Source organism: Bacillus sp. FSL R12-0074, assembly GCF_038005725.1.
Taxonomy (GTDB): Bacteria; Bacillota; Bacilli; order Bacillales; family Bacillaceae_G; genus Bacillus_A; species Bacillus_A mycoides.
Window position 1 is genome coordinate 3,726,221 of the sequence record NZ_JBBOTR010000001.1, and the last position, 15,792, is coordinate 3,742,012.

22 protein-coding genes are annotated in these 15,792 nt (G+C 34.0%); 2 read left to right on the plus strand and 20 right to left on the minus strand.

Annotated elements, in window-relative coordinates; all coding sequences use genetic code 11:
* Positions 1–50: 50 nt before the first annotated feature.
* From NSS97_RS19205 to NSS97_RS19265, 13 genes are all read right to left on the minus strand, one after another.
* On the minus strand, positions 51–437 hold the full coding sequence (locus NSS97_RS19205; protein WP_107886445.1) for a hypothetical protein: 387 nt from the start codon (positions 435–437) through the stop codon (positions 51–53).
* An 11-nt stretch (positions 438–448) separates the two neighbouring features.
* Positions 449–1,084 (minus strand): major tail protein, encoded by a 636-nt coding sequence (locus tag NSS97_RS19210; RefSeq protein WP_107886444.1) that lies wholly within the window; start codon positions 1,082–1,084, stop codon positions 449–451.
* A gap of 11 nt (positions 1,085–1,095) precedes the next feature.
* Entirely contained in the window at positions 1,096–1,473 is a 378-nt protein-coding gene (locus NSS97_RS19215) for an HK97 gp10 family phage protein (RefSeq protein WP_107886443.1), read from the minus strand.
* The gene (locus tag NSS97_RS19220; protein WP_107886442.1) at positions 1,473–1,802 is read right to left on the minus strand and encodes a hypothetical protein; all 330 of its coding nucleotides are present in this window, start codon (positions 1,800–1,802) and stop codon (positions 1,473–1,475) included. The genes NSS97_RS19215 and NSS97_RS19220 overlap by 1 nt, the downstream gene beginning before the upstream one ends.
* Positions 1,792–2,124, minus strand: a complete 333-nt coding sequence (locus tag NSS97_RS19225; protein ID WP_131929457.1) for a hypothetical protein — start codon at positions 2,122–2,124, stop codon at positions 1,792–1,794. Before NSS97_RS19225 ends, NSS97_RS19220 begins: the two co-directional genes overlap by 11 nt.
* Complete coding sequence (locus tag NSS97_RS19230) at positions 2,102–2,362, minus strand: head-tail connector protein (protein WP_078175350.1); 261 nt, start codon at positions 2,360–2,362, stop codon at positions 2,102–2,104. The genes NSS97_RS19225 and NSS97_RS19230 overlap by 23 nt, the downstream gene beginning before the upstream one ends.
* A gap of 1 nt (position 2,363) precedes the next feature.
* The gene (locus tag NSS97_RS19235) at positions 2,364–3,665 is read right to left on the minus strand and encodes a phage major capsid protein (RefSeq protein ID WP_107886439.1); all 1,302 of its coding nucleotides are present in this window, start codon (positions 3,663–3,665) and stop codon (positions 2,364–2,366) included.
* A gap of 1 nt (position 3,666) precedes the next feature.
* Positions 3,667–4,248, minus strand: a complete 582-nt coding sequence (locus NSS97_RS19240; RefSeq protein WP_131929455.1) for an HK97 family phage prohead protease — start codon at positions 4,246–4,248, stop codon at positions 3,667–3,669.
* Positions 4,238–5,422 (minus strand): phage portal protein, encoded by a 1,185-nt coding sequence (locus NSS97_RS19245; RefSeq protein WP_078175353.1) that lies wholly within the window; start codon positions 5,420–5,422, stop codon positions 4,238–4,240. Before NSS97_RS19245 ends, NSS97_RS19240 begins: the two co-directional genes overlap by 11 nt.
* A 15-nt stretch (positions 5,423–5,437) precedes the next feature.
* On the minus strand, positions 5,438–7,162 hold the full coding sequence (locus NSS97_RS19250) for a terminase large subunit (protein WP_341113822.1): 1,725 nt from the start codon (positions 7,160–7,162) through the stop codon (positions 5,438–5,440).
* Positions 7,159–7,584 (minus strand): P27 family phage terminase small subunit, encoded by a 426-nt coding sequence (locus NSS97_RS19255; protein ID WP_131929453.1) that lies wholly within the window; start codon positions 7,582–7,584, stop codon positions 7,159–7,161. Before NSS97_RS19255 ends, NSS97_RS19250 begins: the two co-directional genes overlap by 4 nt.
* An 82-nt stretch (positions 7,585–7,666) precedes the next feature.
* Positions 7,667–8,062, minus strand: coding sequence for an HNH endonuclease (locus NSS97_RS19260; RefSeq protein WP_002192675.1), 396 nt, complete (start codon positions 8,060–8,062; stop codon positions 7,667–7,669).
* Positions 8,059–8,379, minus strand: coding sequence for a hypothetical protein (locus NSS97_RS19265; RefSeq protein WP_002192674.1), 321 nt, complete (start codon positions 8,377–8,379; stop codon positions 8,059–8,061). The genes NSS97_RS19260 and NSS97_RS19265 overlap by 4 nt, the downstream gene beginning before the upstream one ends.
* A gap of 137 nt (positions 8,380–8,516) precedes the next feature.
* Here NSS97_RS19265 and NSS97_RS19270 point away from each other — a divergent pair, with 137 nt between their 5' ends.
* Positions 8,517–8,945 carry a hypothetical protein gene (locus NSS97_RS19270; RefSeq protein ID WP_341113827.1) on the plus strand — a complete coding sequence of 143 codons (429 nt, stop codon included), beginning with the start codon at positions 8,517–8,519 and terminating at the stop codon, positions 8,943–8,945.
* 242 nt (positions 8,946–9,187) lie between these two features.
* Here the strand turns inward: NSS97_RS19270 and NSS97_RS19275 are convergent, their stop codons facing one another.
* The 6 genes from NSS97_RS19275 to NSS97_RS19300 all read right to left on the minus strand — a co-directional run bounded on the left by NSS97_RS19275 (position 9,188) and on the right by NSS97_RS19300 (position 13,510).
* Positions 9,188–9,397, minus strand: coding sequence for a hypothetical protein (locus NSS97_RS19275; protein ID WP_002192671.1), 210 nt, complete (start codon positions 9,395–9,397; stop codon positions 9,188–9,190).
* Positions 9,398–9,472: 75 nt separating this feature from the next.
* Positions 9,473–9,856 carry a DUF3942 family protein gene (locus tag NSS97_RS19280; protein ID WP_002192670.1) on the minus strand — a complete coding sequence of 128 codons (384 nt, stop codon included), beginning with the start codon at positions 9,854–9,856 and terminating at the stop codon, positions 9,473–9,475.
* A 462-nt stretch (positions 9,857–10,318) separates the two neighbouring features.
* Positions 10,319–11,272, minus strand: coding sequence for a nucleoside 2-deoxyribosyltransferase (locus tag NSS97_RS19285; RefSeq protein WP_002192669.1), 954 nt, complete (start codon positions 11,270–11,272; stop codon positions 10,319–10,321).
* Positions 11,273–11,466: 194 nt separating this feature from the next.
* A complete protein-coding gene (locus tag NSS97_RS19290; RefSeq protein WP_070146852.1) occupies positions 11,467–12,009 on the minus strand; it encodes a site-specific integrase in 543 nt (180 codons plus the stop codon).
* Positions 12,006–12,491: an ArpU family phage packaging/lysis transcriptional regulator gene (locus NSS97_RS19295; protein ID WP_002192665.1), complete on the minus strand. Its 486-nt coding sequence runs from the start codon at positions 12,489–12,491 to the stop codon at positions 12,006–12,008. Before NSS97_RS19295 ends, NSS97_RS19290 begins: the two co-directional genes overlap by 4 nt.
* Before the next feature lie 260 nt (positions 12,492–12,751).
* Positions 12,752–13,510, minus strand: coding sequence for a phage antirepressor KilAC domain-containing protein (locus NSS97_RS19300; protein ID WP_078175358.1), 759 nt, complete (start codon positions 13,508–13,510; stop codon positions 12,752–12,754).
* A gap of 1,385 nt (positions 13,511–14,895) precedes the next feature.
* Between NSS97_RS19300 and NSS97_RS19305 the strand changes: the two genes are divergently transcribed.
* Positions 14,896–15,255, plus strand: a complete 360-nt coding sequence (locus tag NSS97_RS19305) for an FtsB family cell division protein (protein WP_002142892.1) — start codon at positions 14,896–14,898, stop codon at positions 15,253–15,255.
* 335 nt (positions 15,256–15,590) lie between these two features.
* Here NSS97_RS19305 and NSS97_RS19310 read toward each other — a convergent pair whose 3' ends face one another.
* A complete protein-coding gene (locus NSS97_RS19310) occupies positions 15,591–15,782 on the minus strand; it encodes a DUF3954 domain-containing protein (protein ID WP_002192662.1) in 192 nt (63 codons plus the stop codon).
* Between the last annotated feature and the right edge of the window lie 10 nt (positions 15,783–15,792).

Here is a 15,792-nt window from a genome sequence, read left to right on the forward strand (position 1 = left end):
ATCCCAGTCTAATTCAGACTGAGATTCATCATTTTTAGTCAGTATGTTTTTTACTTTTTTTCTTGCTTCAACTTCTCCATATCAGAATGTTGGAAGTTTTGACCGTTGAAAATTTCGAATACTACTTGAAAAACACCTGGTACATCATAAAGTGGGATTGCATTTTTAATTTCAGTTGGCGTACACTCTGTACCCCCACTTCGCACCATTGCATAAATTAAAGAACGCATTAACCTGGCTTCATGTTCTCCTAAACTGAATTCTCTTTTTGCCACCATATCATTCATTTCTTGTTCAAATTCATGATATGACTTCCCATAGGATTCTTCCACATATGGGAATGATTCAAACGTAAAAATAACAGGGATATCGACACCCTGTATTTTGATTTTATTTAAATTTATTTCAACATTAACTAAATCACTTAAACGTGCCATGATTACCCTCCTTATTTATCTGTCGAAGTAGTTCCGCTAAGTTGTGCCAATTGAGATTCATCACAAATAACTTGTTTTAAGAAGTCTTCAATTTTAATTCCTGCTGCAGTAGCATCACCAGTATCTAATTCAGCCATCGTAACATCATTAAATAATAATGGATCAGCTGTAATTTTGTATGCAATATCATCCACAGTCATTTCTTCATTTTGTGTTTTCCAAGATTCTTCTATTGGAGACACTGTACATTTCGGATACCAACGTAAAATCTTAGTTCCATCATTTAATGGAAAGACAACACCAGTTGCGAATTTAGGATATTCCTTTGCTTTTGCGGTTTCAAAAGAGACACCTTTTTTACGCACTTTAGCGAAGATTTTATCCTTTACTTCACGGTTTAATCCAGCAAGGTTCAACGCTAACTCAAATGCTGTGTTTTTTTGAATATTAATGATTTTTTTATTTGATGCCCATTTAACAAAGTTTGAAGATGTCGTCGAAATTGTTAAATCTGAAATGTTTGTTTGCTGATAAATTATTTCTTCATAAGTTGGCAAAGCATTAGATGTTTCATTTCCTTTCATCATACATAAATACAAATCTTCGATACCTACAGTATATTGAATTTCTTTATTTTCAATTGGCATGTATATCATCCTCACATTCTATCAATTATTCTTTGAAGCAAAATGTCTGCTACTTTGTCACCTTCTGCATCAAACGTATTTTGGGAAAAGTGCAAACCTTTCACACGACCTTTTCCATTTGCCTTTTTATGGCCATGTTCAGCTAAAAACCAATACCAGGCCTTGTCTTCAAATTCCACAGCGATATGATCACTTTTCACAACTACTTTCAAGCTATTTCTTAAGTGAGTTTGCTTGTTTTTATTCGACATTTTGATTCTTGGCTTTAATTTACCCACAAAATACTTAGCTGCTTCTTCTAATACATCCATGCTTACTTCTTTATTCACCCGTAGTAACGTATTGATATCTTCTAAGGCTTCAGCGAAACCATTGTTATTAGAAGCCATTACTGGATACACCTTACATTTGTTATAAACTGTGTGATTGTATCGTCATTTTCGTCATAACCCATTCCCTCAAATTGAGAATAAGAAACACCAGCCTCATTAAAAACAGCCTTTAAAGGTTCGTAATCTTTTTCTGTACCTTTTGTAATGACTGCAATTTGATACAATGGCATAGACTTTAAAACTCTATTAGAAGCCCGTTTATGCTGTTCATTCACAAATTCATACACAATGTAAGGATATTTTGCTGTTGTAGGAGCTTCATCACGATAAACTGGGATACCAGACTTTTTCATGATGTCTCGCAATTCTTGAAAGCTAATTTGCATAAGATAATGACACCTCCATCATCCGGTCTTCTTCCCGTACATAAACACGCTCAATATTGTAAATACGACCACCAACTTTCACACGATAATCCTTTTGATTGCTTTCAATATTTCTATCAATACGAACTTCAATTTTCTTTACAATTTCATTGGTATCTTTCGTTGTAAATTTGTCAGTAGCGGTAACTCCAATATTGTTATAACGAATTTTACGTTCTAATGGATATCCCATAACAACACGGTCTGTTTCTGGATCAATCGTCTCTCCTAATTTGAGTAGATCTCCCATCCATTTGAGTTTATTCGTCTGTCTCTTCGCCATCATAAACCTCCTGGACAAAGAACGGTGTCATTGCATCGAGTGCCTGACTTAATTCTTTTTCAGCTACACGATATTCATAGAAAATACCAGCACACATAATAACCAAGTACTCAACTTCTCTTCCACATGCTTTTTTTACATACCGTTGACCTTGTTTAATATAAGAAGAGAGCATAGACTCATCCATGCCCTCTTCCCAATGAATATGAGATTTTAATTTCTCAATTAAATCATCCATATTAAGCTCCAGTAGAAGCTTTTAAAACATACTTATAAACTGGAACTTCAAATGGTGAATGAATTAGTTGTGCATCTAGTAAGTTCCAGATACGGAAACCTACACGGTTTGTACGTGAGAATAACTCAACTAATTTTTGTACTTCTAACGATCCAATGACATCTTGAATGTAGAATTTAGAGAAGTCACCAAAATAGAATACTGGCGTATCTGGTGAATCAGGAATGTCAATTGCATCCTCTTCTTCAACTGGGAAGCCTAATAATGTATAACCAATTCCACCTTCCGCTTGATTAAATGGACGAAGTAATGGGAAACCGTCAGTTGTTTTCATTGTTTCAATTTTTGTTAGTGCTGCCGTATTTAATACCCATCGTGCTTTTTTACGTACTTCTTTAACAGGTGTATTTTTCATCTTTACCAATGCATCATAAAGATTTTTTTCATCTGTTTTAAATTCAACAGCTTTCTTTGCTAATGCACCATCATTTATGTTATTAGCTTCATCGCCATTAACCATATATTGAGTTTCTTTACGAACATAAGCTTTCTTTAATTCATCCATCACGATTTGCTCAATTGGTAAACCAGTGCGTGCTAATAATTTTTTCGTTACAGTTGCAAGCGCATCAAACTCTGTTGGAGATAGTTCGATTTCATCGAATTCAATATCCGTTTCCGGAATTTCATTATTTGTTCGCTCATTTTTATGCCCTTGTGCTTCCGCCTTTTTAACTAAAACAGGATACTTAATATTTTCTTTTGTTTTTACTCCTGTTCCTAATCGACGTAAGAAGTTTTCTTCTTGAGCGTACGTAATAATTTCTTTACTTAAGAAATCTGGAATTGTAACAGAACCATTACCAGTCACTAATCCTAATGCACGGGCTTCCTTTTCATCAATATTACCTACAATGTAGTTAGCAAATACGGAACGAATTTCCGTTTCTTTGTTTACACGATAACCTTTAGTAGAAAGAGCTGCTGCGATAGATGCTGAAATAGCGGAACGTTGTTCTTCTGATAGTTCAGTTTTTGCATCGGGATTTTCTTTTGCTGCTGGATCTTCTTTTTTATCTGGATCATCGTCTTTCTTTTTGTCTGGATCTTCTTTTTCTTCCGCTTCTAGTTTCGCTAATTCATCAGAAATAGTTTGTACTTCTTTTGTTAATTGCTCTACTTCTGCTTTTACGGCTGCTAATTCTTCTGAACGAACTTCATTTTTTTCTACTTTCCCTTGTAATTCTGCTAATCGAGATTTCGTTCTTGTTAAAGATGCGTTTAAGATTTCTTTTAAATTCATGTTAATTTTCCTCCAAGACCTTTTTTATTTGTTTAATAATGTTGTTTCTTTCTTCGGTATCATCTTCCACAACTGTTTTTACGGCTGCTTCTTCACTTCTCATTTCAATCATGGCTGTATTTTCGCCCCTGGTTTCAATTGAAGTGGCAACATATGCTGGTGTCATATCCAAAATAGAAACTTCTAAAAGTTCTAATTCTTCAATAGATCGTTTTTGAACACCAGATTCACCTTCTTCCCATGAATCCTTTTCAGAAACAAAACCAAATGACCAACCACGCAATTCTTTATTCCTTGCCTTCTCAATCACTTGTTCATCTGTAACCGTAGCAATAGCTCTTAAACCAATGTTATCTTCATACAATTCCAGATTTCCGTTTTCAATAGAACCAAGATTTCTATTCTTATCGTGGTTAAAAAGTAAGTCCACATTCTTTGCTTTCTTTAACGCTTTTTCAAACGTCTTAGGAACAATTCTCTCTTTGAAATACCCCCTCGGAGAAGGCAACATTCGACTTTCTCTATCCACAACATTTACATAACCATCAAGTATGACTTGATTCCCTCGAACCTCAATTTTCATTCTCTTCACCTCCTCCCACTGAACCATCTACCGCTTCTTTCTTGCCAATTTCGGTTAAATCATTTGAAATATAAATAGCTTGTGATTCCTTTGTATTTTGTTTAGGGAATCCAAGCATATCGGCAACGTTGTCAGGTGAAGTAATCGCTGTACGCACCAGGTTGTAACCAATATTCGTCTTGTTGCTATAAGTAACAAAATCAAGGATATTAATCTTGAATTTAATTCGTTTCCCTGAATTTTGGCCATAAAAAAGAAGACTCAAATGGTCTTCAAAATTTTTCATTATTGGTCTAACTGCTTTGTTGTGGATATACATCATTGCTTTCTCAATATCTTCTTTGATCAACTCTGTGTATGTATCCACATTTATACCTAAAAACTTACCCAAATCCTTTTTGTATACATTTAGGTATGCTAGGGTTTTTTCGTCGTCTAGCGGGCTTTTAAGCGTGTCAATTGAATACCCTTTTCCAAGTGGAATCATTTTTACAGACCTTGCTTCATCAATTGATTCCAATTGATCTAAAATTGCATTGATTAACTTTGACTGTGCACCATTCTGTGGATTGATATGAGCATCCAAATTTAACAAGAATGCTAATAGTCCACCCTTTTTATATTTGTCAGTTAAAGTTTTCTCAGCTGACATAACGCCCTCGAGTGTATCTCTTCCCAAATCAAGAAGACCTTTTCCTCTTAAATGATCTGCGCCAATATTTTTCACATGACGAATCATAAAAGATGGAATTTCGTGACCACCAATATTAAAATGCTCTACTAAATTATCATCTAGCTCTGTAAAAACATTTGAAGCTAAATGTATTTGAGTACCGTTTAATATAGGGAATGTTTCTCCCTCGAGTAAATAGGTATTTGTCATTAATTTGATAAATTCAGATTGTGTTAAATAATCATTAGGATTCCTTAAAATGCGAAGTGCAATATCAGCTTTAATTTCATTACCGAATTCATCTTCCACAACAATATCAGCCAATACCATTTGATTACTAATATCTTGTAGCAATTCGTAAACATCACTAGATTGCAAGATGTTTGAATCTGTAACATACACTCCGCCGTAACGAATACTTTTTCCTAAAACATCATCAAGATAGCCACGCTTTTCAGCCTTTTTAAATAAATAATTTGAAAACCTATCCCGTAAACCCATTTTTTCACCTTCTTTCTATCTGTAAATTTCACCAATCAAATCATCCATTCCCTCTTCGCTCACATCATCCATAACCATCATGGTTTCTTTATGAGCAACTAAAAAAGCAACAAATCCATCAATCTTCTTTTTGGACTGTCGCTTACTTGGTGCTTTCATTCCGTTAATATTTGTAACTACTACAACATTAAGAGCGCAATAAACAAATAAAGGATTATCGGTAATCAAACGCTTTTCATAAATTAGTATTTCTGAATCATCAAGCATTGCATTCATAACGTTTGGATACTGATTTACTGCAATACATTCTAAACCGAGATTTTCAAGCTTCTCTATTAGCTTTTGAGACATCGCTGGGTCATAGTTTATTTGTTGCACATCGTATAAATCCATACATTCAACGATATATTCCATAACTTGATCCTGGTCAATCATCTTTCCATCACAAAACGTAGCAAAACCTCGTTCAACCATATCGGTATACGGCACATTATCTTCTTTTTCTTTATAATCAATGTTTTCGTTAGGAAGGAAATACATCTGTTTCACTTTCAAAATTGACGTTCCTTCATCATCATGCGAAGGGAAGTTTAAACTTACACATGTTAAATCTGTTGTTTTAGATAAGTCTAATCCTAAATAACAAGTCTCTCCTGTAAGATCACCCAAATCTTCCACAAGAACATGCTGTACTTGATCATGTTCAAAATAATTATCAGCACCATTTACGAAAACATTTAAATGCTTAGAAAGAAATTCGGCTTTTGAATGTGCGGACTGCTTCGCCTTTTTGAATTCAATCTCAAGTTGTTCCATTGTAACGGAAACACCAACATTCGGGTTAACCATTTCCCAAACTTTACGATCTTCCCAATCATAATTTTTATTCGGCTCCCAAATCGCAACAAACAAAGAATCATCATCGTCATTTTCAAGAACAAGTTTTGCATATTTATAAACACGCATACCGACAGATGAAGCACCTTTACCAGCCGTTGAAATATTAAGCATCATTGGTTGCTCACGAGAAATCTGTGCTGACTTCAAGTTGTCGTACATATCCATATTTTCTTGTGCATGAAGTTCATCATTCAACACAAAATAAGGGTTCTTCCCTTCAAGACCCTTAGTGTTTTTCGTTAATACTTTGAATTTATTTTGATATGCAATTCCATTAATGCTATATCGATACATAGCACCGCTAACTGTACCATTAATACCTTTATAAATTTGCGTTGGACTTGCTAAAGGTTCAGAGTTTTCTATGGCTTGTGCAATTGGCTCGGCTGCGTTTTGTGCTTGTTCATAATCTGAAGCTGCACAATAACAATCTGCTCCAAGCTCAAGTTCACCATACATAGCATAGAGCAATGCACCTGCTGCGATAATTGTTTTTCCGTTCTTCTTTGGTACTTGAACATAGGATTCACGAATAACACGAACTGTTTTCCCTTTTTCGTTTTTATGATACCAACCGTACATATTCGCAAAAACAAACATTTCCCAAAGCTCTAATTCCATCAATTGACCCGCAAGTGGCCCTTTAACATGACGAATAAAAGACTGAACGAAATCCAACATTTCATTTGCTCGATCTACATCAAACCAAATATCTTTACGCTTTTTCCACTTCTTATAACGCTCTGCTGCAAGAATGATCGATTTCGGGTATTTCTTTTTATTACGCATGACGTTATTTGCATACTTATCAGCATAGTTAACGCCTGATGTAATAATCATTTAGATTTCCGCCATTTATTCCGATGAGCTGCCAATTCATCTTTTGGTTCACTAGATTGGTTATTCTCTGCACTTTTAGGCGTTTTTTGTACACTTTTCCCTTTATTCGTCATTCCTAGAGCATCTAGCATTTTATTCTTTTTATCATTCCAAGTTTCAACTTGTTGAGCAAGTGGGTGTTTCATTTCATTTGTTGCTCCTGCCTTGTTCTTATGCGTTTTTATAGCTGCAAAACCATCTAATTTCCATTCATCAAACATAGATTTATAAATAATAAAAGCATCTAAATAATTATCAATTAATGGTTCTAAAGAAGGTGTGAAAAGTTCTTCTGCAGTCAATAATTTTATGATTCTATTTCGCTCTTCATCCCTTGCAACATCTAGCATTTCCAGCTTTTTCTTCTTTGACATTCGAGCCATTTTCACACCCCCTTCATTTTTAAAAAATGGTGCAACTATTGATGTGCCCCCTACGCTACCTATCCTCCCCAGAGGAGAAATTTTAATTTTTGATAGGGGGGCTTCCGAAATAACTTGGAAAAACTTTTTTTGGTTTATCTTCATTTTCTTCGATTGTATGACAAACTGGACAAAGTAATCTCAAGTTATTCTCTTCTAATTTAAGAGTTGGATCTTCTTTGATTGGTATTACATGATGAACATGAGCACGCCTACCAAAGACGAACCTTCCACATCGTTGACAGCAGCCGTTCTCTCTTTCGTATACCTTTGACCTAACATACTTCCATGCATCAGTACGATAAAATGGTTTGTTCTCATGATGATAGATATTCTTCTTGTCCTTCTTTTTCCTTGGTGGCTTATTGCGTTTATGCTCTTCACAATATCTTCCCTTACTTATCTTGTTACGGCAGCCGTTAAAGTCACAGTACTTCATGATAGTAATTCAATGATGTCTTCTTTCTTTTTAACATCGGCTGGAATCTCAATGTCTAACTCATCAGCATACTCACGTAACTCTTTCACAGTCTTGTTACTCAAGATAAGTTCAGTACCTGATTCACCAATTACTTGTCCCTCATTGTTTGCAGTGTAATATCCACCTGTTGCTAATTCTTTATCAGCAATCATACTCTCAGGATTAACAGTTACTTCGAATCCTGGTTCTTCACCAGTCGGAACAAATAGACTCTTCTTCTTTTCATTATCCCAATACTCTGTACCTGATATTGTTTTTCTGATTTCAGTAATCATTTACATTCACTCTCCTGTTTATTTTAAATAGCCTTTTCATATCTTACAAAATAACCCTATTTTTGAAAATTAATTAAATCCATAAAGATTTTATATACTCATAGTGCAATAATAAAAGATAGAAAGGAGGTGACATCGTGCATGCTATTAACAATTTATTCATGCGTTCAGTTCACTTCTTTTATGAACATTTTATCTTATACTTAATCGCCCTAGCTCTTAATGCAACATTCAGTGTTATGCTCATGGATTTTACTCATGATATCCCTACTAGTAAAGGAGCAATTGGCTACCTATTTACTAATCCTGAATATATTATCACCTCAATCCCACTTTCATCCAGTATTGGATTGGTATGGATAATACTTTCGTTTTTACCACTTGCGATTGCTTATGATAGTACAGATAAACTTGCTAAATTGGTTAGAATTTTTCTGGTGGCTATTGGAGTTGCTTTAACAATTACAGGATTCATGTTTATTTGCCGAGCAATCAGCTTTTTCGGTCTCTTAATTATTGGTGGTCTTATGGTATTCTTTGCCCTAAAAGCGATATCAGAAGATTAATAATCATCTTATTCAAAAATACTCAAAAGTAATTTATTCCTTATAATACCTTTTGGGTATTTCTTTTTATCTACCGCCTATGTAATTTTCACATAATAAAGATTTATAGATTAACAATTTGTTCTAGCTCTTATTAATCTAATTCCTTAACTTCCTTCGCTTTGATGAATTGAATCATAAGCAGTAAACAAATTGTCACTCCTACACAATATCCAATGAAGCAACCTAACCAAAACATTCAATCACTCCTTACTTTCCTTAGCTACCTTCAAGAACTCTTTCAATCCATCCACGACTTCTTTGTTATTCTCTACAAGCTCACCTTTAACGTAGATATCTCCATTACTTTTCAAGGATACAATCTCTTGCTCACCAACTTTTAAAATGATACTGTCATGCGTTGTATCTCTTGCCAACTTATTCAATTCTCCATCATGCAACGTTAGATTCATCTCTACACCACCTATGTAATTTGTGCATAATAAAAAGCACTCTATAGGGAATGCTTTAATACATAACTATTAAACTTATAATCCTAACTTTTCACCAAAAATTTCTTTTAAATATTCTTCTAAAATATTCGTGTCAAATTTTCTTTCCGACTTTGTACTATACGGTTCTCCATCTCTAACAATAATTTGTTCTATCATTCCAGAATTTCTTTTAATGTCTAAAGTATTACTTTCTATATTTACACTGATTTCAAAGCACGTATCATCTATAGTGATTGATACCGTTTCCCCAGACATAATAATAAATTGATATTTTGGATTCTTCACAGTTCCAATTTCTTGTTTAATCTCATAGAAAAAATCAAAAAGCTCTTTATGTGCATCTATAATAATTTTTTCATCCAAATCTTCTCCTAGATATACCTTTGCTCGTTTTGCAAATTCAGTTTTAAAACTCATGCTCTCAACAACCCTTCTACAATTAATATTGGAATTATAAACCAATATAATTGTAGCATAAGTAGAATGTGGCTTCCTATTAAAACTATTAATAAAAGAGCAACCATGCATCAGTTGCCCTTTCGTCAAAATCTTATGTTATTACTATAATTACGGTAAATGAATTTTTACACCTCTTTCAATCGCCGATAATACACCACTCTCCTGTAGTTGCTTACCTTTATCTCAGAGTCAGCGATTGAAAGAAGAGCAAAAACTCTTCCTAATAACGGTATCATTCAATCAGTACCATCTGCTGGTTTCGGATTTTATCTGCCATCATTATAGATCGTTTAGACAAAATATAAAGGAATCTTTGTGAGTTGTGTTTTCCGCCACTTCTCACAATACAAATATATCACGTTAACTCCAAAACAACCGGCACATTTACTGCCAAAAAGCGGTCACGACTCTGCCATGTTTTTAATTAATTGTTGCTTTAATTCTGTTTAATAATTTTTGGTATAATTCGTTTTCTGTTGACCACTTAATATGACTAAATTGTCTAGTATCAAAATGAATATCTTTAAAATCGTCATCTTTACATGTCCATATAACAGTCTTACCTAGTCCCATCGCATAACCAGCTTCGAAATAAACTCCACCTCTGTGTCCGGTAAAATCTGCAATTACAAATTTACTTTGTCTTATTTTGACTATAATTTCATCAGTTATGTCATTATTATGTTCCGCTTCTTCAATTCTGATAGGCTGGTATCCTGCCTCTTTTATAGCTTTTGTGATTGCATTCTTATATGGACTATCCATTTTTGGACTAAACGACATCGCGACAAATGCCTGCTTAGTATCCGCTTCTCTTCCTTTTTCTAATTCTGCAATACGATTCCACCCTTTCGCTGTAACTGTAATATGTGCAGGGAAATCTGCTGCCGATAGCTTAGATATCTCAATCAGTTCGTCCTGAAATAGTTGGTTCGCTATATATTTCATTTCCAACAAGTGAACACTCTGTACAAAAAATAGAGATTTATCTGATTCACGAATATATACTGGGTCACCTGGAAATTTGGACAATTTAGCTAAGTTTATTAATGACTCATCCAACCTATCAGAAGCACTATCTGGATATTCACTTAATAGATCCTCTAAAAGATAAATAGGATACGGAAATTCTGAAAGATTTTTATCTGGTCGATTAAGAAAAATCATTATTTTTCCCATCCCTCTAATGGCTCTCTTTCTTAAAATTGCAGAAAGTTTTCTCTTCTGCTCTACATTTAATTCAAATCTCGCTTCTTCAGCCATGGAAAATGTACCACAATTCTCACATTTATATTGCTCTACACGTCCTCCTCCCACTCCCACTAATCGTTGTTCCTCAATAGAGTTTTGACAAACCGGACATCTTTCACTCATCACAATCACTACTTTCTTTTTTATAGCATAATCTTAACATATAAATAATTGACTTACCCATATCTTATATTTTGTGTAACTGCCCCTATCGCTGAATCGCTTGATATTCATAGCTTCATAATACTTTCCCTTTTGAGTTACACAACGCATAAAAAATGGGTAATTATAAAAACAAAAAAATAAAAAGGACGTTGCTATATTTTAAATCGCGTCATAGCTTTATCCATTGCATCTTGGTTTACACCAATATATCTTAATGTAACTTTCTCTGATGAATGATTGAATATCTCCATCAATAAAGCGATATTCTTTGTTTGCATGTACATATGGTAACCGAATGTTTTTCGTAATGTATGAGTGCCTATTTCCTTCAATCCAAACTCTTCTGCCGTGCTTCTGAGTATCTTATAAGCCATGCTGCGTCCAATTGGTCTATTCGTACCTTCACGACTTTTAATTACATACTCACTGTCATCTCGTTCTTCAATGTACCAACGTAATTCTCTTTTTAACGCTGGAGTTAATTGAATCCGTTTCTGCTTGCCTGTCTTTTTTTCTCTCATTGAGATATGGTTACCTTTCAAATCGCCTATCCTCAATTTGAGAATGTCACTAATACGTAAGCCTGTATTAATTCCCGTTACAAATAAAATATAATTACGTTCATTGTTTTCCTTCAAATACTCTTTAATCTGCCGTATTTGTTCTAGATCTCGAATAGGCTGGACAAAATTCATTGTTCGTTCCCTCCATTACACTCTTCTGTTTCATATACTTCTAATCTAAGAGCAAAAGCTAAGTTGTAAAATGCTCTGGATTTCCAGCGGCGATATGTACGTTCAGCCATTCCAATCTCGTTATAAACCATATAATCACATACGTCTTCTTCCTCTAAATAACGTTTATTAATAATATCCTTCTGAATATTTCCTGCACGTCCATTCCCTAAGCGATTTAAAAATTGATCAATACGGAATGACATGTTTTTAAGATATTGCTCACGTTTACTACGTTCTATATTCTCTAATGCTACATCTTCTAATGGATTCCCTACGGTATTTGTAGGGCCATGATATCGCACCCCATATGAAGGAGTTACTTTCATTTCTTCCCGAACCATTCCGAACTGTTTATAAATACGTACTTCTTCAAGTAATCTTTCTAGCTTTGATTGAGTAGCTGCACGATCTATTTTAGATAAGAAAGTTAATTGATCCATATATAAACGCTCCTTGTCTATTTTTTAAATAAAAAAGCGGACACCAAACTACAGAGCAATACTGCTAATGCTCTTATAGTTCGGTGTCCGCTGGTTCTTCCAGTAGGACTATATATTCTATATGATTATTCAACTCATCCAAACGAAAAAGTAACGACCTTTTCATTTGTTCAAAATTACTTTATAATGTAAGTGCTAATTAAAAGGATTATTCCTTTATTATTCACATCTTCTTATCGTCTAATTAAGAAGATGTTTTTTTATGCACAAAACGCTTCTTTTAGTTTGTCTAAAAGATATAATTGTCCTTTTCCTGTTAAAAGTGTTGTGGTCCTCGTTAAATCACCATCAATTGTATGAACAATACTTTCTTTTAATTGGAAAAATCCTCTGTCAATATAAACCTGCTGCGGATTATTTTTCTCTCTCCCTCTTTTAATCAGGTACCCTTGCTCTCTAAGCCAATTAAACAATCTATTTCTGCCAATTCTTATGCCTGTATTAGCAAGAATCTTAGAAAACTCTCCAATGGTAATACTGTCACTAGAATGAGCAATTGATTTTGCGAAATTAGTATACGGTCTATCAACTTGAATTTGATTTTCTAAATGAATTCTTCTTTCACGCTCTTCTTTTAAATTAGTTGCTAGTTTAATAAGTGTATCTGGATCTAACAGTACCTCTTCAATCTTTTCAGCTGTTAAAAATCCGCCATGCTTACGAATTGAAGGTACCACTTCGATTGATAACCAATCTTGGAATGCTTCTGCAGCATCGTTACTCGCTTTAAACGCTAACTTGTAAACAAGTGATTCTGGTATTAAATCGCCTTTCCCAACATCTTGGGAAAGATATTTTTGTAAGTAGTTATTCACTGTTGTCCATCTAATATACGTTTTATCGCCTTTCACTTGGGTAAACCCCAAACTTTTAGCGACTTGTTCTACATCAAATAATACCTCTCCATTCTCAAGTTTAACCCCAACTTCAAATAAATTATTTTTAAATGTCTTTAGCATATCCCTTATCCTCCCTTTTCTGATTTTCAATCCTTAATACTTTTTGGTTGAACCATAAAATACTTAAATATAAATATTAAAAACGCAAAAAAGCGGACACCAAACTACAGAGCAATATTACTAATGCTCTTCATAGTTCAGTGTCCGCTGGTTCTTCCAGTAGGACTAAATGTGTAATTGGAATTATTATATCATCTTTTCATATTTTAGTAACTTTTTATTAACAAAGGATTATTTTGTTGAATTCTCTTCGTATTCGTGGATGCAAGCATCACACATCTCTGATACTTCATCGATCCAATCTGTTTCTTCTAAACAATTACTGCAGTGTTTCATTTCCCTCTTCCTCCCTTGAATAAAATTCAATATTTCGTCAATACTGTACAATATTTCGTCAATACTGTAGATAAGCCAGTCTCCAATTCCCCTGGAGTCGAGCAGTTAGTGAAAACTCACTGCTCTTTTTGTTTGTCTGAATAAAATTATAAATCCCGGTCATTCTATAGATAGGCTGTTAAACAGCTATAATCGATTTGTAGAAACCAAACTCTTTCCCTCTTTCCTTGGAGGCGAGCAGTTAGCTTTTGCTAGCTGCTTTTGTAATTTATCTGAATAAAATCCCAAAACTTCCACATAATATCTACAAGCTGTTCAATTCCTGAATAGCAACCTTTTTCTTTTGTTAACAAGTTGCAATGGATCAGTTAGCTTTTGCTAGCTGTTCTTTTGTTTTCACCATTTAAGCAGGGTTTGAATATATTAAATTCTACCTTTCTTTATAACGTGAGCTGGCCACTTACGCTATTTTTACAAAGGGCACTAATTGATAGTGCTCTTTTTAGTTTTGCCTGAATAAATCCCCAATTTCTGTCCATACTTTGAATACGCCAATCTGTAACAATTGATTTCTCCTTTAAAGCGGGGCAGATAGCTTTTGCTAGCTGCTCTTTTGTTTGAGATTAAAATAGCGTTTTGGTTTAAAATGATGCCCTATTCATTTGGACACATTTACCAGTATTTTTACCAAAAAATTCATGATATCGTTAATTAGTCGAGTACGTCATTACTTGACGATTACCCTTAGGAACCCCGCAGACAATCGGGGTTTCTTTTATTTAAATAACGATTTTGTTACACTTTTGTAACCCCTATGGTTAAATGCGTGTGTTAGAATTTATAAGAATTTGCAAATTTCCCTTTGCAAACCCATATATCTTCTGCCCTTGTGACCCCATAATACAAGGGCAGTTTTTAATAAAAAATAAGGATTTTATTTAAATTTCATAAAACCTATCTTTGCCTAAATAGGTTCAAAATTATCTATTTAGCATATATAATACTTTTAAGCAATTTAAATTCTATACATAAGTAATGGAGGCATTAAAATGGGGAGTGTCCCAAATTTACCATCACAACAATCAATCTCCAAAAAACAAATTAATCCTAACAAGAACCTACAAACGAATAAAAAGCTAAGACGTCGTCTTTTATTAGCGCTTGCTTTTATGCTACCTATGGTTATTTCCATTCAAATTTCCATTTATAAGCAAGAACAAATGATTCAAGAAAAACAAATTACACTTAATAAAGAAAAGAAAAGATTATCTGAATTAGAAATTACAGGACGTTATTTTGAAAACGATATTAAAACTTTAACAGAGAGTGAAGAAGGTATTTTAAAGTTCGCAAGGAAATTGTATGGATTCTCCAGACCTGATGAAACTATATTTCAAATAACTGAATAGCTTTTCAATACATAAGCGATTATCATTAATCATGGAACGATTTAATGATAATCGCTTTTTAACAAAATTCTATTAAATAACGCTTTTATATAAAATTCGTACACATTTTTGACACATCGAACATCACAATTACTTGAAAATTCGTGATAATATTAATTTGTCGAATACGCCAAATTTCGACACAGTACGACAATAGCCTCTCCCCTCCGAAATCCTTGCCCCCGCAGGGATTTCTCCTTATATTCATTAATTGTTCACTGAGTCTTCATCCTGAACAAAATTCAAGGTTTATTATTACCCCAATTTCCAACTTGTTTAAAAAAATAAAAGCTAGGCTAAATCAACTCTGATTCTCGTTTTTCAATACGAATTACTTTTTTATTCTTGTATATCAAGGACTGCTCACCATGACCACTTATCGGCGGCTCTATTTGACGAACTTGTCCATCTTTCACGATATAAACCATATTTTCAGCTAAAGAAATTTCCGCTCTCATTTCTGCAATATCTTCTTTAATAATCGCCACATTCACCACT